We start from the raw sequence: 21012 nt of genomic DNA on the forward strand, positions 1-21012 counted from the left end.
GTTCGTCGGGCGGCTGGTGATCACACTGCAGGTAAAAACAACAATAGCGAGCAGGCATTCATAAACATGGCATTACTGACTGAACACGAACAACGCAAAGTCGCCGAGGCGATTGCCCGGGTCGAGCGCGATACCGACGCCGAACTGGTGACGGTACTTGCGGCCCGCGCCGACGATTACGCGTACATCCCGCTGCTCTGGGCCAGTCTGCTGGCGCTGGTGGTGCCGGGTATCGTGCATTACCTGACGGGCTGGATGACCATGCACAGCCTGCTGCTGGTGCAATGGTTCAGTTTCATTGTGCTGTGCCTGGTGTTCCGGATCCCCAAAGTCACCACGCGCCTGATCCCGCGCACGGTTCGTCACTGGCGGGCGTCGAACCTGGCGCGTCGGCAGTTCCTGGAGCAAAACCTGCACCATACCGTGGGCAGCACCGGCATGCTGATTTTCGTCTCCGAGGCCGAGCGCTATGTGGAGATTCTGGTGGATGAAGGCATTTCCAAACGGCTGGACAACAAGAACTGGGACGCGATTGTGGCGGCGTTTACGCAGCAGGTGAAACAGGGGCAGACGTTGCAGGGCTTTGTGACGTGCATCGAGGCATGCGGCGAGTTGCTCAAGGTGCATGTACCGGTGACCCATGTGCGCAATGAGTTGCCGAATCGGTTGGTGGTGTTGAGCTAAATCAAAAGATCGCAGCCTTCGGCAGCTCCTACGCCGATCGCGGTTCCCTGTAGGAGCTGCCGAAGGCTGCGATCTTTTGATTCTGCACCGTTCGGCAAATAACTGCGTGTCCCGAACGGCCATCCCCCCTAAAATACCCACCATTCCCCGATCCGCACCGCCCGAGGCCGTTTTTTCCCATGTCTGTCACCGCCACTCCCGCCAGCCTCGCGCCGGATCACCATGCCCAGTTCATCGACCTGCTGCAAACCAGCCTCGATCAGAACGCCTTCATCAAACTGGTGCTGGCCAAGTACGTCGGTGGCGAAGCGGACTTGCAGCGACTGATCATCAAGCAACTGACGGTCAAGGATCAGCCATGCCTGTCCTTCGTCTATCGCTACAAGACCCGCGACATCACCAAGAACCTGCCGCTTGCCGAAGGCGTGGCGACCATTGCTGCGCTGTTGCCGGCCTCGTTCAAAAATGCGCATTTACTGTCGTTGACCGACGAAGCCCAGCTCGAATACAGCAAAAAAGGCAAATCTTCGCTGTTCAAGAGCAAACCTCAGCAATTGCGCGAAGTGCCGTCCGCCGAGCATAACCGCGAGAAAAGCCGTTTTCTCGACCTGAGCCGGCCGTTTCTCAAAGACCTTGGCGTGACCAACGCGCAGCATGAGCTGATCCCGGCGATGTCGCGCAAGTGGAAGCAGATCAACAAGTTCATCGAAGTCTTCAGCCATGCACTGACCTCGTCGCCGCTGGCGCTGGACAAACCCGTGCGAGTGGCGGATTTCGGCTCGGGCAAGGGCTACCTGACGTTCGCGATCCACGACTACCTGCGCAACACTTTGAAGGCCGAGGGCGAGGTGACCGGCGTCGAGCTGCGCGAAGACATGGTCAGCCTGTGCAACACCGCGGCTGCGAAGCTGGAGCACCCGGGGCTGGTGTTCAAATGCGGTGACGTGCGCAGCGTCGCGCCGAGCGAACTGGACGTGATGATCGCGTTGCATGCCTGCGACATCGCCACCGACTACGCGATTCACACCGGCATTCGTTCCGGCGCTTCGATCATCATGTGCTCACCGTGCTGCCACAAGCAGATCCGCCTGCAGATCCAGAGCCCGGCGCTGCTCAAGCCGATGTTGCAATACGGTCTGCACTTAGGTCAGCAGGCGGAAATGGTTACCGACAGTTTGCGTGCGTTGTTTCTGGAAGCCTGTGGTTACGAGACCAAGGTCTTTGAGTTCATCTCACTGGACCACACCAACAAGAACAAGATGATCCTGGCGGTCAAACGCGCCGAACCGGTGGACCCGGCTCAGCTGTTGGTGAAGATTCAGGAACTGAAGGATTTCTATCACATCAGCGAACATTGCCTGGAAACATTGCTGCGGGCTGACGGTTACCTGTAGGCGCAGCCGCAGACTGCGATCTTTTGCATTTCCGGAACCGCCAAAAGATCGCAGGCTTCGCCAGCTCCTACACCGATCGCATCGATCCGAAATCCACTGTTAATGCTGTCCCTGTAGGAGCTGCCGAAGGCTGCGATCTTTTGATCTTGCCTTATGCCGTGGCAACACGCGCGGGTTGCACCGCCGTCTTGCGGCCCAACATCACCGTCACGATCACCCCGGCTGCGAACAGCCAGGTAATCGGCTCGACATGCTCACCGAAGAACAACGCCGAAAATGCGATCGTGAAAAAGATCTGCAGTAACTGAATCTGGCTGACCCGGGCAATGCCGCCCATGGCCAGCCCGGCGTACCAGGCAAAGAACCCGATGAATTGCGAAAACAGCGAGACGTAACCAAACGCCCACCAGGTTTTGGCTGAAATCTCGCCTTGATGTTGCAGCGCCAGGTACAGCACCGGTCCGATCAGCAGCGGCGTCGACAACACCAGCGCCCAGCAGATCACCTGCCAGCCGCCCATCTCCTTGGCCAACCGGCCGCCTTCGGCATAACCCAGCCCACCCACGGCAATCGCGCCGAGCATCAGCAAATCACCGGCCTGAATGCTGCCCGCGCCGCTGATCAGCGCATAACCGAGCACCAACGCACTGCCCAACGCGGCGCAGGCCCAGAAGGCTTTCGACGGACGCTCATGGGACAGCCACGCGGCATACAGCGCCACACACAGCGGTTGCAAGCCGTTGACCAGTGCACCATGGGAAGCGGGCAACGTCTGCATGGCCCAGGCCGACAACACCGGGAAACCAAGGATGACCCCGGCGATCACCAGCGTCAGGCCTTTGACCTGCTTCCAGGTGGGCCATTTTTCCCGGTGCCACAGCAACAGCAGCGCCGCCGGAATCGCCGCGAACAGCGCACGGCCGAGGCCGTTGAGCAGCGGATGAAGTTCCTGCACGACGATCCGTGTGAAGGGCAGGGTCAGGCTGAAGATAACGACGCCGAGCAGGCCGAGGGCCATGCCGGTGTTTTCGCGCGAGGACATGATGGCAACCAGAATCGAGGGTGGCGGGAAGAGTCTTCATCTAGCCACAAACGCTGGGTATGCCGCTGTTACAGCTAGGCGCAAAGATAGGCGTACAGTTTGCGGACGCTTTCGCGGGCAAGCCCGCTCCCACAGGTCTTGTGCCGTTCTTGCGGCCGATGCAAAACCTGTGGGAGCGTGGCTTGCCCGCGATGAACGATAACGCGGTCCATCAGGTAGTAACCGGTTATTACCCGCCCCGCCAGATAAGGACTACCTTGAATACTCCTGCATGCCCACGCATTTTCCAGAGGAGTCCTCCCCATGGCTGCTAAAAAAATTCTGATGCTGGTCGGCGATTACGTCGAAGACTATGAAGTGATGGTGCCATTCCAGGCACTGCTGATGGTCGGCCACACGGTGCATGCCGTTTGCCCGGACAAAGCCGCCGGCCAGACCGTGCGCACAGCAATCCATGACTTCGAAGGCGACCAGACCTACAGCGAAAAACCCGGTCACCTGTTTGCCCTGAACTTCGATTTCGCCAAGGTAGACGCGGCGGATTACGACGCGCTGCTGGTGCCGGGCGGTCGTGCGCCGGAGTACCTGCGCCTGAACGAAAAAGTCCTGGACCTGGTGCGAGCGTTCGACAAGGCCGGCAAACCGATCGCCGCCGTGTGTCACGGTGCGCAACTGTTGGCCGCGGCAGGCATTCTTGAAGGCCGCGAGTGCAGCGCCTACCCGGCATGTGCTCCGGAAGTGCGCCTGGCTGGCGGCACGTTCATCGATATCCCGGTGACGGAAGGTCATGTTCAAGGCAATCTGGCCACTGCACCGGCTTGGCCGGCACATCCGAGCTGGCTGGCCGGTTTCCTTGGGTTGCTGGGCACCAAAATCACGCTGTAACGAGGGACCTGTCCATGTGCGAGCTCTACGTCAAGGCCGATCCGATTCTCTACGAGTCGCGCTCCCGCTCGCTGCGCATCTGCGGGGTGGTCACCACCCTGCGGCTGGAGAATCAGTTCTGGGACATCCTCAGCGAAATCGCCGAGGTCGATGGCATGACCACCAATCAGTTGATCGCCAAGCTGTATGAAGAGGTGATGGACTACCGCGGCGAAGTGGTGAATTTCGCCTCGTTCTTGCGGGTCAGCTGCATGCGCTACCTGAGCCAGAGACGGGTGCAGACACCTGAGTTGTCGGTGGTGCGGGCTGCGGTGAAGTAGGGCGGTTTGTGTCGGTTTTGAGGACGCCTTCGCGGGCAAGCCTCGCTCCCACAGGATTCGGTTGACCGCGAATTTTTGCGTCCGGCCCAAAACCTGTAGGAGCGAGGCTTGCCCGCGAAGGGGCTGGTACAGGCGACAGAAATCCTGACTTGGTCTTTACTCTGAAGCGCGAAACCTCTCAATCGCCAAGGAGAAAAAGCATGTCTGGATGGTACGAAGTGAGCAAAACCAGCAACGGTCAGTTCAAGTTTGTATTGAAAGCGGCCAACGCCGAAACCATTCTGACCAGTGAGCTGTACACCACGCGCGGCGCGGCCGATAGCGGTATCGCCTCGGTTCAGGCCAACAGTCCGCTGGACGAACGCTACGAGAAAAAAACCACCAAGGACGGTCATCCCTACTTCAACCTCAAGGCTGCCAACCATCAGATCATCGGCAGCAGCGAATCCTACTCATCGGATGCCGCGAGGGATAAAGGCATCGCCAGCGTTAAAGCCAACGGCCCGACCACGGTGATCAAGGACAAAACCTTGCCGGTGCTCTAAACACACCGGATACCTAATGTGGGAGCGAGCCTGCTCGCGATGAGGCCATAACAGTCAACAAAAATGTTGAATGTCAGACCGCTATCGCGAGCAGGCTCGCCCCCACATTGGTTCGGCGGCATTCAATCCCTGTGGGAGCGGGCTTGCCCGCGAAAGGGCCGGCCTAGGCGCAGCTAAACCTCGACCGGTACGGTCAGCTTGGGACTACCGAGCGCATGCGTCTTCGAATCAAAAAACCGCAGCTCCACTCCCGTCCCCTCAAACACCTTCGTGTAATGCCGCTTCTGATGCTGGATGAACGCTTTACTGCGCGGGTAAATCGAGATCGCCGCTGTCTTCGGCTTTGCCTGGCGCAATGCATGAATGATGTGACTGTCCTGCTCGCCAAGGGCATGCCCGAAGATGCACAACCCGTCGCCATGGCCCAGTAACTGGTCGTAGCAGAACGACAGGTAATCCGAGCTGCGAATGGTTTTGAGCTTGTCCTGGGTCGGACCTTCGGTGACGAACAGCGGTACATCGTCGAGGGTCTTGATCGTATTGTTGATGGCGAAACTGCCCAGCAACGTCCCCTCGGTCGACATCAATTTACGCGCCGTGCCGTCCTGATTGCGCACCAGATGCAGGCCGCCGTGCAGGTACAGCAGCCGGGTTTTGTCTGTCGCGGTGAGGCTCAAATCAAAACGCGGCTCGGTGCCCTGGAACAGATCGGTAATAACGTCAGGCCGGTGCTGGATCGCCCAGTAATTGAGCAAGTCGTAATTGGTGGTGAACACCGTTCGATAGCTGCCCAGTTCCTGATTGATCGTCGCCAGCGTCGAGGGCACCACCAACCGCCAAGGGATGTGCACCGCATGCACGGTGTTGATCAGCGCTTCCTTGATCGCGTAATAGCGATTGCGCGGCGCGGCAGAGCTGACGGCCAACGCCTTGTTGACCCGGCTGGTGGTTTTCAGCGCGCTGAGAACCTGCTCGAAACTACGCGTCTGCATCGCGTCGAACACACTCAATTCGGATTGGCTCAGAGGCTTTTCTTCAACCGTGCGGGCGTTTTCGAACAGCGAGTCATAGCCGAAGTCGTCCCATACCGCACGACTGGCACCGTTACCCACCAGCAGGCCGCCGAAAGAGGCGGTGGTGCGCAAGGCGTTCCAGTCTTCAAGTTGGGCATCGACATCCTGGAAATCGGTCATTGCGTTCGTTGTCTCAAAGCAAAAGGTCTGATGGACGGCGACTTTATCACGACCCGGTCTTGAGCCAGATCAAGTTACCGCACGACTAATGGGCCGATCCTGTGCGCACCCGCCGGATCGGTGCTGTTTATTCGGCTTCAGCCAGGAGACTCGCGCATGAGCAGTACGTTTTTCATCCCCGCTGTGAACATCATGGGCACTGGTTGCCTCGACGAAGCCATGGACGCCATTCGCAAGTATGGATTTCGCAAGGCGCTGATCGTCACCGACACCGGGCTGGCCAAGGCTGGCGTGGCGAAGATGATTGCCGAGAAACTGGCGATCCAGGACATCGACTCGGTGATCTTCGACGGCGCGAAGCCGAATCCGAGCATCGCCAACGTCGAACTTGGCTTGGGCCTGCTCAAGGAAAGTCGCTGTGATTTCGTGGTGTCGCTGGGCGGCGGTTCGCCTCACGACTGCGCCAAGGGCATCGCGTTGTGCGCCACAAACGGTGGGACGATTCGTGACTACGAAGGTGTCGATCAGTCGGCCAAACCGCAAATGCCGTTGATCGCGATCAACACCACCGCCGGTACTGCCAGCGAGATGACCCGTTTTTGCATCATCACCGACGAATCCCGTCACGTGAAAATGGCCATCGTCGATCGCAACGTCACGCCGCTGCTGTCAGTCAACGATCCGGCGTTGATGGTCGCCATGCCCAAGGGCCTGACTGCCGCCACTGGCATGGACGCACTGACCCACGCCATCGAAGCCTACGTCTCCACGGCCGCCAACCCGATTACCGATGCCTGTGCGCTGAAAGCCATCACCTTGATCAGCAATAACCTGCGTCTGGCCGTACGCGACGGCAGTGACATGATCGCGCGGGAAAACATGGCTTACGCGCAGTTCCTCGCAGGTATGGCGTTCAACAATGCGTCCTTGGGATATGTCCACGCAATGGCCCACCAGTTGGGCGGGTTCTACGACTTGCCCCATGGCGTGTGCAATGCGGTGTTGCTGCCTCATGTGCAAAGCTTCAACGCGCTGGTCTGCGCCGACCGCCTGACCGATGTTGCCCGCGCGATGGGCGCCGACGTTCGCGGGTTCAGCCCGGAAGAGGGCGCTCAGGCAGCCATCGCGGCCATTCGCAACCTGGCCAAGGATGTGGAAATTCCCGCCGGTTTACGCGAGCTCGGTGCCCGGCTCAACGACATTCCGGTGCTTGCCGGCAATGCCATGAAAGACGCCTGTGGACTGACCAATCCACGGAAGGCGGATCAGCGGCAGATCGAGGAGATTTTCCGCAGCGCGTTTTAACCAGGGCACGGTTCGGACGCAAAGAACGCTATGCTGCGATCTCGTCCGAGCCGACATTGCCGAGTGCCTGATGCTGCAAAAAAGCCTGATCCGCCGCCTCGACCTGATCACTCTCCAACTGTTTGTGGCCGTCCATGAAGAGGGCACCTTGACCCGTGCCGCTGCTCGCGAAGCGATCGCGGTGTCGGCGGCCAGCAAGCGCTTGATGGAGTTGGAGGTGGCTCTGGGCATCAGCCTGTTCGTGCGCCAGGCCAAGGGCATGACCTTGACGCCGGCCGGTGAAACCCTGTTGCACCACGCCCGGCAGATGCTGTTCAACGTCGAGAAAATGGGCCTCGAACTGGGCGAGCATAGCCACGGTGTACGGGGTTATGTGCGGATGCTCGCCAACCTGTCGGCAATCATTCAGTTCCTGCCCGAAGACCTTCGAGATTTTTCCGAGCGCCATCCTCAGGTCAAGACCGACCTCGAAGAACGCCCCAGCAGTGGGGTGATTCAGGGTGTGCTCGATGGCGTGGCAGACCTCGGGATTTGTTCCAGCGACAGTGACGTCAAAGGCCTGCACAGTGTTTTTTATCGCCGGGACAAACTGATGGTGTTGATGCCGTCCGATCATCCATTGGCGAGTCGTTCGACCCTGGCTTTTGCCGACACGCTGGACAGCGATTACGTTGGCTTGCACGCCGCCAGTTCCATCAACATGCGCACCCATGCGGCTGCGCGCAAGGCCGGCAAGGTGCTGAGGCTGCGGATTCATGTGCCGGGTTTCGATGCCATGTGCCGGATGGTCCAGGCCAACATGGGCATCGGCATCCTGCCGCAAAAGGCTTACGAACTGTTTGGCCGGGCGTTGGGTTTACACGCGGTGCCGCTGACGGATGACTGGTCGGATCGTGCGTTGATTCTGGTGGTGCGCGATGAAGCGAGGCTGTCGCCGGTGAGCCGGATGTTGTTTGAGCAGTTGCGCGGTCAGGCCTGACAGTTCTCTATTGGATAGGCTGGCCTCATCGCGGGCAAGCCCGCTCCCACATTGATCTGCGGCGTTCACAAATCCCTGTGGGAGCGGGCTTGCCCGCGATGGCTGACCTGAGATCGTGGTGAACTCGCCGAGCATTCGCGTTTCGCGAACGGTCGTTGCCAACTGAAGGTTGGATTCCTTGCCCCTCGGTCCTCTAGCCTTGGCTCATATTCCAAGAACAAGAGGTACCCCGCGATGACTGCCCCCTTGAGTGCAATCAAAGTAATCGAGATTGGCACACTGATCGCCGCGCCGTTCGCGGCACGCATGCTCGCCGAGTTCGGCGCCGAAGTGATCAAGATCGAAGCCATGGGCCAGGGAGACCCTTTGCGCAAATGGCGCAAGCTGCACGAGGGCACTTCGCTGTGGTGGTACCTGCAATCGCGAAACAAGAAGTCGCTGGCGCTGAATCTGAAATCCCCCGAAGGCATCGAGCTGGTCAAGCAACTGGCGACCGACGCTGATGTGCTGATCGAAAACCTGCGCCCCGGCGCCCTGGAGAAACTCGGCCTGGGCTGGGACGTGTTGCATGCCCTCAATCCCAACCTGACGCTGGTGCGTATTTCCGGTTATGGCCAGACCGGCCCGTACCGTGATCGTCCGGGTTTCGGTGCGATCGGCGAGGCCATGGGCGGGATTCGCTACACCACCGGCACCCCCGGTTCACCGCCCGCCCGAGTGGGTGTGAGTCTCGGCGATTCGCTGGCTTCGCTGCATGCGGTGATCGGCGCATTGATGTCGCTGCTGCGAGTCAAGACAGGGCAGGGCGGCGGGCAGGTGGTCGATGTGTCTTTGGCCGAAAGCGTGTTCAACGTGATGGAAAGTCTGGTGCCGGAATACGACATGCTGGGTCATGTTCGTGAGCGCAGCGGCGGGGCGTTGCCGGGCATCGCGCCATCCAATACTTACCTGACTGCCGACGGCGCCTACGTGGTGATCGCCGGCAACAGTGACCCGATCTATAAGCGCCTGATGGCGGTGATCGGCCGGGTCGATCTGGCCGAAGCGCCGGAGTTTGCGCATAACGATGGCCGCGCCGCCAAAAGTAATGTGCTCGACGCCGCCATCACTCACTGGACCAGCAGCCTGCCTATCGACGAAGTGCTGTCGGCGTTGGAAGCTGCCGAAGTCCCGGCCGGGCGCATCTATTCGGTGGCTGATATCGTCGCCGATCCTCACTACCAGGCGCGGGGCATGCTGCTCAGCGCCGAACTGCCCGGCGGCGCCACGGTGAAGATGCCGGGCATCGTACCGAAAATGTCCGAGACCCCCGGCGGCGTGAACTGGTCGGGACCGAGTCTGGGTCAGCACACCGACGGCATCCTCGCGGGACTGGGCCTGAATGACCAGGACATCGAACGGCTGAAAGCTGAAGGGGTGGTGCAATGATCACTGATTATTCCGAGACCTTGATTGTTCAGGAAGTCTCCCCTCGTGATGGCTTACAGATCGAGCCGACCTGGGTCGAAACCGTCGACAAGATTGCGCTGATCGATCAGTTGTCGCTGGCGGGGTTCAGCCGTATCGAAGCAGGCTCGTTCGTTTCGCCCAAGGCCATTCCAGCGCTGCGTGATGGCGAGCAAGTGTTCAAGGGCATCGCCCGACGGCCAGGCGTGATCTATGTCGCATTGATCCCCAACCTCAAAGGCGCACAACGAGCGCTGGACGCGGGGGCTGATGAGCTGAATCTGGTGATGTCCGCCAGCCAGACTCACAACCTGGCGAATATGCGGATGCGCTGCGAGGCGTCATTGGCGGCGTTTGGCGAGATCGTCGAATTCGTTCGCGGCACCCAGGTGCGGCTCAACGGCAGCATCGCCACGACCTTCGGCTGCCCGTTCGAGGGCAGGATCGATGAGGACCGAGTGCTGCAAATCGTCGACGCTTATCAGGAGCTCGGGATTCAGGGCATTACCTTGGCCGACACCACCGGCATGGCCAATCCGCGTCAGGTCGATCGGCTGGTGCGCAAAGTCTTGCAGCGGGTTTCGTCGGCAGATCTGACCCTGCATTTTCACAACACTCGCGGCCTCGGTTTGTGCAACGTCCTGGCCGCCTACGAGGCCGGTGCCCGTCGTTTCGATGCGGCCCTCGGCGGCCTTGGCGGTTGCCCGTTTGCGCCGGGTGCTTCGGGCAATATCTGCACTGAAGATCTGGTCAACCTGTGCGATGAAATCGGTATTCACACCGGCATCGATCTGCCGTTGGTGCTGAAGTTGTCCCGAGGGTTACCCGCATTGTTGGGCCACGAAGTGCCCGGGCAACTCGCCAAGGCCGGGCGCAATTGCGACCTGCACCCGACACCTACCTGAACCCACCGAACACCCTGTGGGAGCGGGCTTGCCCGCGATGACTGAGTCACATTCAACAGAGATGTCGACTGGTGCACCGCAATCGCGGGCAAGCCCGCTCCCACAGAAAAGCATCTACACAGATCACTTAAACCAGACAACAAAAACAATCGGGACTCCCTCGTGAAGTCCATCTGGAGAAACACTATGAGCCTCAATGTACTGGAGGCGGGCGCGAGCCCGTCCGTTAGCCACGACGCCGAAAAAGCCCTGGTCCGCAAAGTCGCCTGGCGACTGATGCCGCTGATCATGGTCTGCTACCTGTTCGCGTTTTTCGACCGCATCAACATCAGCTTCGCCAAGTTCCAGTTGCAGACCGACCTGAGCCTGAGCGACACCGCTTACGGCCTCGGCGCCGGGCTGTTTGTGGTCGGTTACGTGATCTTCGAAGTGCCGAGCAACATGATGCTCTACAAGGTCGGTGCGCGGCGCTGGATTGCCCGGATCATGATGTCCTGGGGTGTCGCCACGGCAGCTATGGTCTTCGTCAACAGCGAATGGCAGTTCTACGCTCTGCGCTTTGTGATCGGCGCGATGGAAGCGGGTTTCGCCCCCGGCGTGCTGTATTACCTGACACTGTGGTTCCCGCAACACTATCGCGGGCGCATCACCTCGATGCTGTTCCTCGCGTCGGCGTTTGCCGGGCTGGTTGGCGCACCGTTCTCCGGGCTGGTGCTGCAACACCTTGATGGCTTCCTTGATATGCGCGGCTGGCATTGGCTGTTTCTGCTCGGTGGCGTGCCTTGCATCGGCCTCGGTTTGTTGGTGCTGACCTTGCTCAAGGACCGCATCGAAGACGCCCATTGGCTGACGTCGTCGGAAAAGACACTGCTCGCCAGCCGTATCGCTCACCACGAACCCCACAAGAGCGGCGGTTCCTTGCTGGCAGCCTTGCGAATTCCAGGTTTCCTGATGCTGGGGCTGATTTACTTTCTGATTCAGGTGGCGTCCTACGGCTTGAATTTCTGGGCACCGCAACTGATCCGCAGTGCGGGCACCGAGAGCCCGGTGATGATCGGTTTGCTGACCGCCATTCCTTATGTCTGCGGCGCCATCAGCATGGTGGTGATCGGGCGGTTGTCCGATGCCACCGGCGAGCGGCGCAAGTTTGTCGCAGGTCTGGTGGCGGTGGGCGCGGTGGGGTTCTTCAGCGCAGGGATCTTCGCTAACCATACGACTTTCCTGATTGTCGCCCTGGGCTTGCTCGGTGCCGGGATCATCGCCTCCATCCCCAGCTTCTGGACCCTGCCGCCAAAACTGCTGGCTGGTGCCGGCGCAGGTGCCGCCGGCGGGATCGCGGTGATCAACACCCTTGGCCAGTTCGGTGGGATCGTCAGCCCGGTCATGGTCGGGCGGATCAAGGACCTGACCGGCAGTACTACCCCGGCCCTGTACGTTATCGGAGTTGCTGCGCTGATTGCTGCTGCGTTGTTGCTGTGGGGGTTGCCGCAGAAGTTGCGCACGCTTGATAAGTTCTGAAATTTACGGCGTCAGGAAAATCGCTTTCGCGAGCAAGCCCGCTCCCACACTTGACCGAATTCCAAAGTTGGACACGGTTAAATGTGGGAGCGGGCTTGCTCGCGAAGACTGACTCACAGCAACAAACCCCCGGCGGCTATACGCTCAAGGACATTTAAGTTGTACGCTCCGGTCGGACCCAGCCTCAAGGTTACTAAACCCATGCTAACCGGCCTCAACCACCTGACCCTCGCCGTCACCGACCTGAACCGCAGCGTGGCGTTCTATCGCGATCTGCTGCAACTTCAGCTTGAAGCCACGTGGGACACCGGTGCCTATCTCTCATTACCCGGTCTATGGCTGTGCCTTTCTCTCGATCCGCTGCGCAAGTCCGCGCCCGCCGCTGACTATACCCATTACGCCTTCAGTATCGGCGCTACGGACTTTCCGTTGTTCGTCGAACACCTGCGATCCGCCAAGGTGCCGGAATGGCGAGACAACCGCAGCGAAGGTGCGTCGTTCTATTTTCTCGACCCGGACGGGCACAAGCTTGAGGCGCATGTCGGGGATCTGGCGTCGCGGCTGGCGTCATGTCGGCAACGGCCGTATGCGGGGATGAAGTTCTTCGACGATCAGTGAGTCGATGCTCGGGGTCCTGAGATAGACTTGCGTCCATTCATCCGGCGTTTCAACAGGAATTCCCATGACTCCATCGCTGCTAATGGCCGTTCTCGCCTCGGGCTTCATTTATGGCATCACGCCGGGGCCGGGTGTGCTGGCGGTGTTTGGCATCGGCGCGGCGCGCGGGCGGCGGGCCGGAGCGGGGTTTCTGTGCGGGCATTTGCTGGGCGACGTGGTCTGGTGCAGCACCGCGCTGATCGCGATTGTCGGTGCGCGGGAAATCGGCAGCACCGCGTTCGATGTGCTGGGCGTATTCAGTGGGCTCTACTTGTTCTGGCTGGGGCTGCGCGCGGTTCGGGCTCGCCGTGGCAGTGCTGAAGCTCCTCAAGGCCCGGCGCGGCAGCCGTTCTGGCACGGCATCATGTTCGGTCTGACCAACCCCAAGGCATACCCGGTGGCGGTGGCGACCTTTACTGCGCTGCTGTCCAGCCGTGCAGAATTGCTGCATTGGTCGATGCTGCCGTGGTTGATCGTCCTCAGCTTCATTGGTGGCCTTATGGCCTACGCTATCCTCATAGGCATCGTCGGTGCGCGTCAGGTGCGCACGTTGTATCAGCGCCATGAACTGGCGATCACGCGGTTGTGCGGGGTAATGTTCATCGGTTTTGCCATTAATGCCCTGGTGCATGCACTGCCGGGGCTGGTGACGAACAAGGCTTGAGGCTGATCGCAAGGAAGCGTCAGCTGCACAGTCATCGCTCGGGCGTATGACCGGTCAGGGAGGGTTGTTCAATGTTGCATTGTCCGGACACGCTCTCGGCATCATGGAAACCAGAAATTCCGCACCACTGGCCAGCTACATTGACCTCTTGCTGGACGCCGTCTGTGCGGTGGACAAACAAGGCCGCTTCGTATTTGTCAGCGCGGCCTGCGAGCGCATTTTCGGTTACACCCCCGACGAGCTGATCGGCCAGCCGATGATCGACTTGGTGCATCCCGCCGACCGACAGCGCACCATCGACGCCGCACGGGAGATCATGGGGGGCGAGCCAAAGCTTAACTTTGAAAACCGTTACCTGCGCAAGGACGGCCGGGTGGTGCACATTCTCTGGTCGGCGCGCTGGTCGGAGGTCGATCAGCTGCGCATTGCCGTGGCGCGCGACATCACCGAGCGCAAACAGGCCGAGTCCCGGCAAGCGGCGCTGTACGCAATCTCCGAGGCGGCCCACGCGGCGGAAGATCTGCTGGCGCTGTTCAAACGCGTCCATTCGATCATCGGCGAATGGCTCCCGGCGTTGAATTTCTCCGTGGCGCTGTATGACGAACACTGCGCGCAGCTGAATTTTCCCTATCACGTCGACGACCGTGAACCGCAACCCGAGGAGCCCGGGACTGTGACCGGGCGTCTTTGCAGTGAAGTAATTCGCAGCGGCTTGCCGATTCTGTTGACCCCGGATCAGGACGATCCGCCGGCCGGTTTTGCGGCGCTGGTCGCGGGCCAGGATTCGCCCTGCTGGCTGGGCGTGCCATTGAGTTCGCAGAACAACGGCACCATTGGCGCCTTGATCGTTAAAAGCGTACCGGGCGGCGAGCGTTACACCGAGCAAGACAAGGAACTGCTGCAGTATGTTTGCGCTCAGGTCGCGACCGCTATCGAGCGCAAGCAATTGCATGCCCGGCTCCAGCGCATGGCCCAGTACGACCAACTGACTCAGTTACCCAATCGCGAGTTGCTGCGCGAACGCCTCAAGGCCTCACTGGCGCTGGCCCGGGAAGACTCCGGTCGAATGGCGTTGCTCTACGTCGATCTCGACCGCTTCAAGCAAGTCAACGACACCCTTGGTCATGCGGTCGGCGACATGCTGCTGCAAGCGGTCGCCAATCGGCTCAAGGGCTGCGTGCGCGAAACCGACACCGTAGCGCGTATCGGCGGTGATGAATTTGTCGTGTTGTTGCACAGCATCCACGCCGCGGAAGACGCCGAGAATGTGGCGGGAAAAATCCGCCAGGTACTGGTTCAGCCCCTGCGCCTGGACGGGCATAGCCTGAACATCCAGCCGAGTATCGGTGTCGCGCGATACCCCGAGCATGGCACTGAAGAGAACCAGCTTTTCAGGCATGCCGATGAGGCGATGTACAGCGCCAAGCGCCAGCATCATCTGCGTCTCGGGGCCTGAAAGCCCGTCACCGTTCGTCGCAGCGTTGCCAGTTTTTCTAAACCTTTTTGGCGATGGAAATTCTTATTCTATGCGGGCGGCTGCTCGCTGCTCTCATCATCAAGAGGATGAAAACCATGCCTACTTCAAAAAATCCGAGTCCGGGTAGTGCCCATGATCGAACGAAGGCGTCTGAAGCCGGTCGCAAAGGTGGGAAAACCACCACGACGACCGTTGATAAAGACTCCGCGAAAGGCGGCATGGGCCGCAAAGGTGGTCAGAAATCCCGGTAATAGTGAAGATGGTTTTATTAAAAGACGGGGGCGAAAGCCCCCGTTGGAATTTTCAAAGAAGGAGGGCGCGACCATGAGCCGGATGGCCACCCGTTTACGCAATGCCAGTTTTGTCACGTTACTGGGCCTGTTTGCCAACAGTGCCTTTGCCCAGTCAGCCGCTGAATTCATCAACGAAGCATCGGCCAAAGGCATGGCCGACATCGAAGCCAGTCGCCTGGCGCACCAGAAGACTGAGTCCAAAGAAGTCAAGGATTACACCATCGTGGTGATCAACGACCTCACCACCGCCAACCAGCATCTGGCGAAAATTGCCAAGCAACTCGATTTGCCGGTCGCACCACGCGAAGAGGTGATGGATAAGGCCAAAGCCTTGATTCCGGAGGTGAAGGACGATGCGGCGTATGCCGCCAGTCAGGTGAAAACCACCCAAGAGACCATCGAGCAGCTTCAACAACAAGCGCAGACCACGGACGTGCCGCAAATCAAGGCGTTCGCTGAAGAAACCCTGCCCAAACTGCAAAACCATCTGCAAATGGCCAGGGCCCTGCAAGCCAGTCGCTAGCACCAATGGCGCGGGTGACGTCGCCGGTCACCCGCGGGGCATGGATCAGCATTCATTCATCCTGTTTCTTTGTTTCCGGGACGACAGTGCCGTCCAGGGAAATCGTTTCGCCCTCGCCGAGGTGGCGATATTTCTTTCTCAATTCTTCCAACTGTTTGAGATCCAGCGATTCGAGCCCCAGCATCGCGTTCTGCGCATCTTTCGTTACTCGCAATAACTCATCGATCTTCAAGTGCAAAATGTCCGTGTCGCGGTTCTGGGTGTTCTGGATCAGGAACACCATCAGGAAGGTGATGATGGTGGTCGAGGTGTTGATGATCAGCTGCCAGGTATCGTTGAAATGGAAAATCGGCCCGCTCAAACCCCACAGGATAATCAGAACGATCGCCCCCAGAAATGTCCGGGGCAGGCCGGCCCACAGGGAAAGTTTCTGTGCAATTTTTGCGAATTTCATTGCCGTGTTCCTTATAGGGATACGCCTGATTTTCAGACAGCACGGGCATAACGAAAATTCTGCTGAATATTGCCTGCGGGATGAAAAGCCGGTGCGCTGACCCCCTCTGTCAGTGCTCATCGTTCGGGGCCGAGAAAGTCGCAACCATTTCCACCGACATGGGGTCACTACTTCAAGCCCCTGAAACTGGAGAACAACATGAACCTCGCCCGCACGTTTTACCTTTGTTGCTGCCTGCTTGCGTTGCAGGGTTGCTTCGATAACTCGGATAACGAGACCAAAGACAATACTGATGGCACCAAGTCTTCGGTGCAGATGCAGGAGAAGGGGGCTGACAGTAAATAGCGGTGAGTCGCTGTTACCGTTGCACCCTAAGAAAAGTGCGAATCCATGTGGGAGCGGGCTTGCTCGCGAAGACGTCGGCATAGTCAATATTGATGTCGCCTGACACACCGCATTCGCGAGCAAGCCCGCTCCCACAGGTTCCGCGCCTGAACGGGCATTGGTTTTTTTGTATCTATCTATTCACGCCGACAGCGTCACCTCAGCCTTCCAGCTGAAGTACCCCAACACTTCACAGCGCTGGTTGATCAGCATGAAGTTCAGTTCGCAGGCTGTCACGCCCGTGCTCAGTTGCGAACACTCCCAATAATGATCATCGGCGCTGTGGCTGCCAGGCTGGGTCGGGTTGGCGGGGTCGGGGGCGGGGACTGTCTGGTCGCTATGAACGATCAGTTTGGGCGGGGAAAGGACCCCGGCATCGTCCACCGTCAGGTCGTGAAATACCACCGTATGTTCGGCCAGCAGGCTGACGGTCCTGCCGCGAATATGGAAGATCTTTCCGTTGCTGGCTGTCAGTGTTATTTTGCTGTCATTTTCAGCACTTTGTGTCGTCGTGCTACTACTCACGGGGAAGATGAAACCATCTTCAATCACAGTCGGGTTCTGCGATTCAAGACTGGGTTGCGGATAGCGTGAAAGCAACGATTCGGCATCGACAATCAGAAGCACGCTACTGGCTATCACGGCGCCCGCCGAAGGGGAGGTAATCGGTTCGGAAGTCATCATGGATCCTTTCATGATGTTGACGCAAAACGGTAACCGCTTCGGTTCAAGCGAGACATCCTGTTCCAGCCGAGGCGGCAACGAGCCCGGTAGGCCCCTCGTTGCCAAGGGGCCCGGCCCAGCATCAGTTACGGATGGTAATGAACGGATCCCATGTGCAGCAGCCGATGATCTGGCAGTCGCGATTCACGATCAGAAACTGGAAGTGATAGGTCACGCTGCCGCAGGCAAGGGTTTCCGAAGACCAGTAATGGTTATCGACCTTCTGGCAGCTGGGCACCGACGGATTGCTGGTGTTAGGGACTGCAAAGGAGGCGGTAGCCTTGCGTGGCGTGGGCGTAGAGATCAACTCGTTGCCTGCGTTACCGACGAACTTGTAGAAAATCACTGCTTGCTCGAAGCCCAGCGACAGGCTGGCTTCACGCCAGCGAATCAGATCGCCTACCTGGGCTTTCAGATTGAGCTCGCCACCGGCCTGGCCACTTACCACGTTGTTCTGATTGGTCACCATGTACACATGATTGACGTCGATCATCGTCGGCGCAGCAGGATTTTTGCTGATGTTCGGGTAGTTTTTCAGAATGGTTTCAGTGTCGATGGAAACAAGTACATCCGTGACTCGAGACATAGTAAAGCTCCTTTGAACATAGTGATTACCTGGCTACCTACCAGGTACGACAACGTTTGTTTGCCTTGCGGCCGTTGCGAACACACTACTGGGGAACCCACTCGATCACGGGGTACGAGCTGGCCTTGCTCCTTGCCTTGAAATGACGGGTTGGGTTCCTTCCAACAGGCCGCGTAAGGACTATAGATGCCATTTTTATACTGTCAAAATCGCTTTGCCTTTCGGTCGACGAACGGTTCTTTTGGTTATGACTTTCAATGATTTTGCGATAAGAAAAGGCTCATTCAGATCCCCTGTGTTTTTCAATCGTCAAGTGATCCGGGTTCAGGCAATAGACAGACAAGGCCTGTTAAAAGAGTAATGAACCAGGCAGGAGCATGGTTGGAAAAGGGGGCTGTTTTTTTGCTGGTTCACTCGATTTGGCTTTCAAGCCTGAGGAGGCGGCATGTTGTTACGTTACATGGTGTTGCTGGCGGTGGTGGTTACCGCTGCGGGTTGTGTGCAGGAACGGGTTGTTCATGACCGGCGTCCGGTGCAGCGTGAATATGTTGAAATCATCGCACCGCAGCCGCCACCGGAACGCGTTGTTGAGGTAGAGCCTGCGGGGCGACCGGGTTATCTCTGGTCCAGAGGGTACTGGCGTTGGGAAGGTGGGCGTTATGTCGCGGTTCATGGCCATTGGGTCCCGGAACGGCCGGGGTATCGTTATGTGCATCCGCACTGGGAGCAACGTAACGATGGCTGGCATTGGCGGGTGGGGGCGTGGGTTAACTGACGAAGTCAATGTATCGTAGCGAACCGGTTGTCTGCCTCTGGCTACAACCACCGACAGGAGAGCGATATGAGCTGGTCCGCCAAACAATATGTAGCTTTTGAAGATGAGCGAACGCGCCCGGCGCGTGACTTGCTGGCCGCCATCCCCACAATGGACGTTCAATCGGCAATCGACATCGGTTGCGGCCCGGGAAATTCCACCGAGTTGCTGGTGCAGCGCTTTCCCAATGCCGCGGTGCGAGGAGTGGACAGTTCACCCGATATGATCGAGGCCGCTCGCAAGCGCTTGCCTCACCTGCGTTTCGACACTGCTGACATTGATACCTGGAACGAGAGCGGCCCGTTCGACGTGATTTTCGCCAACGCGGTGTTGCAGTGGTTGCCCGATCACGCCCGGTTGTTGCCGTCATTGGTGGCCAGGCTTGTGCCCGGCGGTAGCCTGGCGATTCAGATGCCCGACAACCTCAACGAACCGTCGCACAGGTTGATGCGCGAGGTCGCAGCGAACGGCCCTTGGGCTGACAAACTGGCAAGAGCCGCTGGCCTGCGAACGGAAATGGGGGATGCGGGTGGTTACTACTCGATGCTGCGTGCCCATTGCACCCGCGTCGATGTATGGCGCACCACTTACTACCATCCACTCGCGGACGGCGCATCGGGCGTGGTCGAGTGGTTCAAGGGCAGCGGTTTACGGCCTTTCCTTGAGCCGCTGAATGAAGCGGAGCGGGTGCAGTATCTCAAGCAGTATCTGACGGCGATCGAGCAGGCCTATCCGGCTCTGAGCGATGGTTCAGTGCTGTTGCCGTTTCCGCGGTTGTTCATGGTGGCGACGCGCTGACGTACTGAGGGACATACAAGGTTGTTTGTCCCTTTGGTTTACCAATCTTCGAACCATTAGCCTTGCTGCAAAACCTTGAGTGCCGCCGAGGCCAGAAACCCGGAGCGACTCTTCTCTTCCGGATGATGCAGTACGTACTCATCGATGCGGTTGAGCAGGTAGCCGGGCAGGGTGATGTTGAGTTTCTGGGCCTTGCCCAGGTACTTGGTGACATCGATGTCCACCACGGCCCACGTACACCCTGCGTACTGTGGATTGGCCGCATGCAGGGTCACTTTGTTGGCGGGCGGAATCGGTGATCCGTATTCGGCCAATATTTCGAAATGGCCTTCGATGGCTTCGCGCGCCATGGCCATGGCGTCATCCAGATCCTCCCCGGCGGAGAAACAACCCGGAATATCCGGTACTTCAACACCCCAGGCGTGTTCGTCGTCGCCCATTGAAATCGCAATCGGGTAAAGCATGTTCGTCATCCTCCGAAGGTGCTGCTTGTGGTTACTATACCTACTGAAATTCACTAATCAACACTATAACCACCAATGCATCCTGAGCACCGATGTGTTAGCGACATGAAATGAATCTAGGAGGGTATTTGGCGATGACTTGGGCAAGGCCGGCTTTCTGTATTGCAGGGTTTTGCCGAGGCGCTGGAGAGCGAGGGAGATCAAATTTCATGCATAAAAAACCGGCCACTTCGGATCAATGTCAGTGAGTTGGGCGAATCGGACATGTAGGAGCCAGGCTTGCCGGCGAAGGCGTCCTTAAGAGCGCTTTCGCCGGCAAGCCTGGCTCCTACGAAAAGGGGTTGCTCGCTTAACTGACTGAGATTGAGTAGTAGCTTCTAAATCAGCTGATCAATCAAAACCGCATTGGTATAGATCAAGCTTCCATCGCTCGCTCGATGCCCGACCAAATGGAACTGACCTCGCGTGTGCTGCAAGTAGACGCGCATTTGGCAGTCGGACAAGGGGCCGTATCCCTCTGGCAGGATCAAATCCATTGAGCTCATGTCGACATCAACCATGGCTTCAGGCTCATGGGTCTTCTGTAGGCGTTCTTCAGCTTGCTCCAGACGCAGATGGAGGGGGCCATCGACATCAAAGCTGATCTCACCCACCGGGGTGGACTTTTGGGCGCCGCTGGGTTTGCACCAGCCTTCGATCGTCAGGTTACTCATGACGAAGCCTCCGTCGTGGACTGCTGGACTCTGTAGCTCTTGTCTCTTCTCATCAGGATTGAGTATAGCTGGCAACCCGGTCTTGCTTGCCCATTTAGTCCCGAGAGACGTAATGCTGATATCCATAGTTATATGTAGCGAATAGCTTTAAACGATTAACTTAATGTTCGAATTGGAATATCTGGCCAGCAGATTTTTCAGAAAAAGCGCTTGTTCCGTCCCTGCACTATACTTTGTGCTGACTTT

At 58.6% G+C, this 21012-nt stretch carries 25 protein-coding genes; 18 read left to right on the plus strand and 7 right to left on the minus strand.

What is annotated here, in order from left to right; translation table 11 throughout:
* Window positions 1–66 precede the first annotated feature (66 nt).
* Complete coding sequence (locus KGB18_RS22835) at window positions 67–684, plus strand: TPM domain-containing protein (protein WP_123721991.1); 618 nt, start codon at window positions 67–69, stop codon at window positions 682–684.
* 179 nt (window positions 685–863) lie between these two features.
* Entirely contained in the window at window positions 864–2078 is a 1215-nt protein-coding gene (locus KGB18_RS22840) for a class I SAM-dependent methyltransferase (protein WP_223570504.1), read from the plus strand.
* Between the two features lie 151 nt (window positions 2079–2229).
* Here the strand turns inward: KGB18_RS22840 and KGB18_RS22845 are convergent, their stop codons facing one another.
* Window positions 2230–3120 (minus strand): DMT family transporter, encoded by an 891-nt coding sequence (locus KGB18_RS22845; protein WP_201059810.1) that lies wholly within the window; start codon window positions 3118–3120, stop codon window positions 2230–2232.
* Between the two features lie 303 nt (window positions 3121–3423).
* Here KGB18_RS22845 and KGB18_RS22850 point away from each other — a divergent pair, with 303 nt between their 5' ends.
* From KGB18_RS22850 to KGB18_RS22860, 3 genes are all read left to right on the plus strand, one after another.
* The gene (locus KGB18_RS22850) at window positions 3424–4005 is read left to right on the plus strand and encodes a DJ-1/PfpI family protein (RefSeq protein WP_123721989.1); all 582 of its coding nucleotides are present in this window, start codon (window positions 3424–3426) and stop codon (window positions 4003–4005) included.
* Between the two features lie 14 nt (window positions 4006–4019).
* Window positions 4020–4325: a ribbon-helix-helix domain-containing protein gene (locus KGB18_RS22855; RefSeq protein ID WP_007903755.1), complete on the plus strand. Its 306-nt coding sequence runs from the start codon at window positions 4020–4022 to the stop codon at window positions 4323–4325.
* A 200-nt stretch (window positions 4326–4525) separates the two neighbouring features.
* Entirely contained in the window at window positions 4526–4870 is a 345-nt protein-coding gene (locus KGB18_RS22860) for a YegP family protein (RefSeq protein WP_008010829.1), read from the plus strand.
* A 173-nt stretch (window positions 4871–5043) separates the two neighbouring features.
* Here the strand turns inward: KGB18_RS22860 and KGB18_RS22865 are convergent, their stop codons facing one another.
* Entirely contained in the window at window positions 5044–6063 is a 1020-nt protein-coding gene (locus KGB18_RS22865; protein ID WP_223570505.1) for a DUF4917 family protein, read from the minus strand.
* Window positions 6064–6219: 156 nt separating this feature from the next.
* On the opposite strand from KGB18_RS22865, the gene yiaY reads away from it, so the two are divergent.
* The 10 genes from yiaY to KGB18_RS22910 all read left to right on the plus strand — a co-directional run bounded on the left by yiaY (window position 6220) and on the right by KGB18_RS22910 (window position 15830).
* Window positions 6220–7368, plus strand: coding sequence for an L-threonine dehydrogenase (gene yiaY / locus KGB18_RS22870; RefSeq protein WP_123721987.1), 1149 nt, complete (start codon window positions 6220–6222; stop codon window positions 7366–7368).
* Window positions 7369–7438: 70 nt separating this feature from the next.
* Window positions 7439–8347: a LysR family transcriptional regulator gene (locus KGB18_RS22875; protein ID WP_223570506.1), complete on the plus strand. Its 909-nt coding sequence runs from the start codon at window positions 7439–7441 to the stop codon at window positions 8345–8347.
* Between the two features lie 234 nt (window positions 8348–8581).
* A complete protein-coding gene (locus KGB18_RS22880; protein ID WP_123721984.1) occupies window positions 8582–9775 on the plus strand; it encodes a CaiB/BaiF CoA transferase family protein in 1194 nt (397 codons plus the stop codon).
* Complete coding sequence (locus KGB18_RS22885; protein WP_223570507.1) at window positions 9772–10698, plus strand: hydroxymethylglutaryl-CoA lyase; 927 nt, start codon at window positions 9772–9774, stop codon at window positions 10696–10698. The genes KGB18_RS22880 and KGB18_RS22885 overlap by 4 nt, the downstream gene beginning before the upstream one ends.
* Before the next feature lie 186 nt (window positions 10699–10884).
* Window positions 10885–12216, plus strand: coding sequence for an MFS transporter (locus KGB18_RS22890; protein WP_123721982.1), 1332 nt, complete (start codon window positions 10885–10887; stop codon window positions 12214–12216).
* A gap of 201 nt (window positions 12217–12417) precedes the next feature.
* The gene (fos, locus tag KGB18_RS22895; RefSeq protein ID WP_123721981.1) at window positions 12418–12834 is read left to right on the plus strand and encodes a fosfomycin resistance glutathione transferase; all 417 of its coding nucleotides are present in this window, start codon (window positions 12418–12420) and stop codon (window positions 12832–12834) included.
* 64 nt (window positions 12835–12898) lie between these two features.
* The gene (locus tag KGB18_RS22900; RefSeq protein WP_052964797.1) at window positions 12899–13537 is read left to right on the plus strand and encodes a LysE family translocator; all 639 of its coding nucleotides are present in this window, start codon (window positions 12899–12901) and stop codon (window positions 13535–13537) included.
* Window positions 13538–13640: 103 nt separating this feature from the next.
* Complete coding sequence (locus tag KGB18_RS22905) at window positions 13641–14993, plus strand: diguanylate cyclase domain-containing protein (RefSeq protein WP_123721996.1); 1353 nt, start codon at window positions 13641–13643, stop codon at window positions 14991–14993.
* A 116-nt stretch (window positions 14994–15109) separates the two neighbouring features.
* Window positions 15110–15265, plus strand: a complete 156-nt coding sequence (locus KGB18_RS29925) for a KGG domain-containing protein (RefSeq protein WP_008014777.1) — start codon at window positions 15110–15112, stop codon at window positions 15263–15265.
* Window positions 15266–15338: 73 nt separating this feature from the next.
* Window positions 15339–15830 (plus strand): DUF4142 domain-containing protein, encoded by a 492-nt coding sequence (locus KGB18_RS22910; RefSeq protein WP_123721980.1) that lies wholly within the window; start codon window positions 15339–15341, stop codon window positions 15828–15830.
* A 52-nt stretch (window positions 15831–15882) separates the two neighbouring features.
* Here KGB18_RS22910 and KGB18_RS22915 read toward each other — a convergent pair whose 3' ends face one another.
* Window positions 15883–16284 carry a low affinity iron permease family protein gene (locus KGB18_RS22915; RefSeq protein ID WP_123721979.1) on the minus strand — a complete coding sequence of 134 codons (402 nt, stop codon included), beginning with the start codon at window positions 16282–16284 and terminating at the stop codon, window positions 15883–15885.
* A gap of 198 nt (window positions 16285–16482) precedes the next feature.
* On the opposite strand from KGB18_RS22915, the gene KGB18_RS22920 reads away from it, so the two are divergent.
* A complete protein-coding gene (locus KGB18_RS22920; RefSeq protein WP_008074520.1) occupies window positions 16483–16629 on the plus strand; it encodes a hypothetical protein in 147 nt (48 codons plus the stop codon).
* Between the two features lie 180 nt (window positions 16630–16809).
* Here KGB18_RS22920 and KGB18_RS22925 read toward each other — a convergent pair whose 3' ends face one another.
* Both KGB18_RS22925 and KGB18_RS22930 read right to left on the minus strand, forming a co-directional pair.
* Window positions 16810–17349 carry an AidA/PixA family protein gene (locus tag KGB18_RS22925; protein ID WP_201121234.1) on the minus strand — a complete coding sequence of 180 codons (540 nt, stop codon included), beginning with the start codon at window positions 17347–17349 and terminating at the stop codon, window positions 16810–16812.
* A 124-nt stretch (window positions 17350–17473) separates the two neighbouring features.
* On the minus strand, window positions 17474–17977 hold the full coding sequence (locus KGB18_RS22930; RefSeq protein WP_007903283.1) for an inclusion body family protein: 504 nt from the start codon (window positions 17975–17977) through the stop codon (window positions 17474–17476).
* 445 nt (window positions 17978–18422) lie between these two features.
* Between KGB18_RS22930 and KGB18_RS22935 the strand changes: the two genes are divergently transcribed.
* The gene (locus tag KGB18_RS22935) at window positions 18423–18752 is read left to right on the plus strand and encodes a YXWGXW repeat-containing protein (protein ID WP_123721976.1); all 330 of its coding nucleotides are present in this window, start codon (window positions 18423–18425) and stop codon (window positions 18750–18752) included.
* A 66-nt stretch (window positions 18753–18818) separates the two neighbouring features.
* A complete protein-coding gene (tam, locus tag KGB18_RS22940; RefSeq protein WP_123721975.1) occupies window positions 18819–19589 on the plus strand; it encodes a trans-aconitate 2-methyltransferase in 771 nt (256 codons plus the stop codon).
* A gap of 56 nt (window positions 19590–19645) precedes the next feature.
* Here the strand turns inward: tam and KGB18_RS22945 are convergent, their stop codons facing one another.
* Together KGB18_RS22945 and KGB18_RS22950 are read right to left on the minus strand one after the other, a co-directional pair.
* Window positions 19646–20053, minus strand: coding sequence for a type II toxin-antitoxin system HicB family antitoxin (locus KGB18_RS22945; protein WP_223570508.1), 408 nt, complete (start codon window positions 20051–20053; stop codon window positions 19646–19648).
* A 377-nt stretch (window positions 20054–20430) separates the two neighbouring features.
* Window positions 20431–20766, minus strand: coding sequence for a hypothetical protein (locus KGB18_RS22950; protein WP_201059800.1), 336 nt, complete (start codon window positions 20764–20766; stop codon window positions 20431–20433).
* Between the last annotated feature and the right edge of the window lie 246 nt (window positions 20767–21012).

Source organism: Pseudomonas sp. BF-R-26 (assembly GCF_019947395.1).
Taxonomy (GTDB): domain Bacteria; phylum Pseudomonadota; class Gammaproteobacteria; order Pseudomonadales; family Pseudomonadaceae; genus Aquipseudomonas; species Aquipseudomonas farris.

What these genes read in the sequence shown, in the direction of transcription:
- KGB18_RS22850 (WP_123721989.1), top strand. Translation starts at nt 3,424, where the DNA reads ATGGCTGCTAAAAAAATTCTGATGCTGGTCGGCGATTACGTCGAAGAC.
- tam (WP_123721975.1), top strand. Translation starts at nt 18,819, where the DNA reads ATGAGCTGGTCCGCCAAACAATATGTAGCTTTTGAAGATGAGCGAACG.
- KGB18_RS22840 (WP_223570504.1), top strand. Translation starts at nt 864, where the DNA reads ATGTCTGTCACCGCCACTCCCGCCAGCCTCGCGCCGGATCACCATGCC.
- KGB18_RS22925 (WP_201121234.1), bottom strand. Translation starts at nt 17,349, where the DNA reads ATGACTTCCGAACCGATTACCTCCCCTTCGGCGGGCGCCGTGATAGCC.
- KGB18_RS22860 (WP_008010829.1), top strand. Translation starts at nt 4,526, where the DNA reads ATGTCTGGATGGTACGAAGTGAGCAAAACCAGCAACGGTCAGTTCAAG.
- yiaY (WP_123721987.1), top strand. Translation starts at nt 6,220, where the DNA reads ATGAGCAGTACGTTTTTCATCCCCGCTGTGAACATCATGGGCACTGGT.
- KGB18_RS22855 (WP_007903755.1), top strand. Translation starts at nt 4,020, where the DNA reads ATGTGCGAGCTCTACGTCAAGGCCGATCCGATTCTCTACGAGTCGCGC.
- KGB18_RS22835 (WP_123721991.1), top strand. Translation starts at nt 67, where the DNA reads ATGGCATTACTGACTGAACACGAACAACGCAAAGTCGCCGAGGCGATT.
- KGB18_RS22945 (WP_223570508.1), bottom strand. Translation starts at nt 20,053, where the DNA reads ATGCTTTACCCGATTGCGATTTCAATGGGCGACGACGAACACGCCTGG.
- KGB18_RS22905 (WP_123721996.1), top strand. Translation starts at nt 13,641, where the DNA reads ATGGAAACCAGAAATTCCGCACCACTGGCCAGCTACATTGACCTCTTG.
- KGB18_RS22935 (WP_123721976.1), top strand. Translation starts at nt 18,423, where the DNA reads ATGTTGTTACGTTACATGGTGTTGCTGGCGGTGGTGGTTACCGCTGCG.
- KGB18_RS29925 (WP_008014777.1), top strand. Translation starts at nt 15,110, where the DNA reads ATGCCTACTTCAAAAAATCCGAGTCCGGGTAGTGCCCATGATCGAACG.
- KGB18_RS22930 (WP_007903283.1), bottom strand. Translation starts at nt 17,977, where the DNA reads ATGTCTCGAGTCACGGATGTACTTGTTTCCATCGACACTGAAACCATT.
- KGB18_RS22875 (WP_223570506.1), top strand. Translation starts at nt 7,439, where the DNA reads ATGCTGCAAAAAAGCCTGATCCGCCGCCTCGACCTGATCACTCTCCAA.
- KGB18_RS22900 (WP_052964797.1), top strand. Translation starts at nt 12,899, where the DNA reads ATGACTCCATCGCTGCTAATGGCCGTTCTCGCCTCGGGCTTCATTTAT.
- KGB18_RS22950 (WP_201059800.1), bottom strand. Translation starts at nt 20,766, where the DNA reads ATGAGTAACCTGACGATCGAAGGCTGGTGCAAACCCAGCGGCGCCCAA.
- KGB18_RS22920 (WP_008074520.1), top strand. Translation starts at nt 16,483, where the DNA reads ATGAACCTCGCCCGCACGTTTTACCTTTGTTGCTGCCTGCTTGCGTTG.
- KGB18_RS22885 (WP_223570507.1), top strand. Translation starts at nt 9,772, where the DNA reads ATGATCACTGATTATTCCGAGACCTTGATTGTTCAGGAAGTCTCCCCT.
- KGB18_RS22890 (WP_123721982.1), top strand. Translation starts at nt 10,885, where the DNA reads ATGAGCCTCAATGTACTGGAGGCGGGCGCGAGCCCGTCCGTTAGCCAC.
- KGB18_RS22845 (WP_201059810.1), bottom strand. Translation starts at nt 3,120, where the DNA reads ATGTCCTCGCGCGAAAACACCGGCATGGCCCTCGGCCTGCTCGGCGTC.
- KGB18_RS22910 (WP_123721980.1), top strand. Translation starts at nt 15,339, where the DNA reads ATGAGCCGGATGGCCACCCGTTTACGCAATGCCAGTTTTGTCACGTTA.
- KGB18_RS22865 (WP_223570505.1), bottom strand. Translation starts at nt 6,063, where the DNA reads ATGACCGATTTCCAGGATGTCGATGCCCAACTTGAAGACTGGAACGCC.
- KGB18_RS22915 (WP_123721979.1), bottom strand. Translation starts at nt 16,284, where the DNA reads ATGAAATTCGCAAAAATTGCACAGAAACTTTCCCTGTGGGCCGGCCTG.
- KGB18_RS22880 (WP_123721984.1), top strand. Translation starts at nt 8,582, where the DNA reads ATGACTGCCCCCTTGAGTGCAATCAAAGTAATCGAGATTGGCACACTG.
- fos (WP_123721981.1), top strand. Translation starts at nt 12,418, where the DNA reads ATGCTAACCGGCCTCAACCACCTGACCCTCGCCGTCACCGACCTGAAC.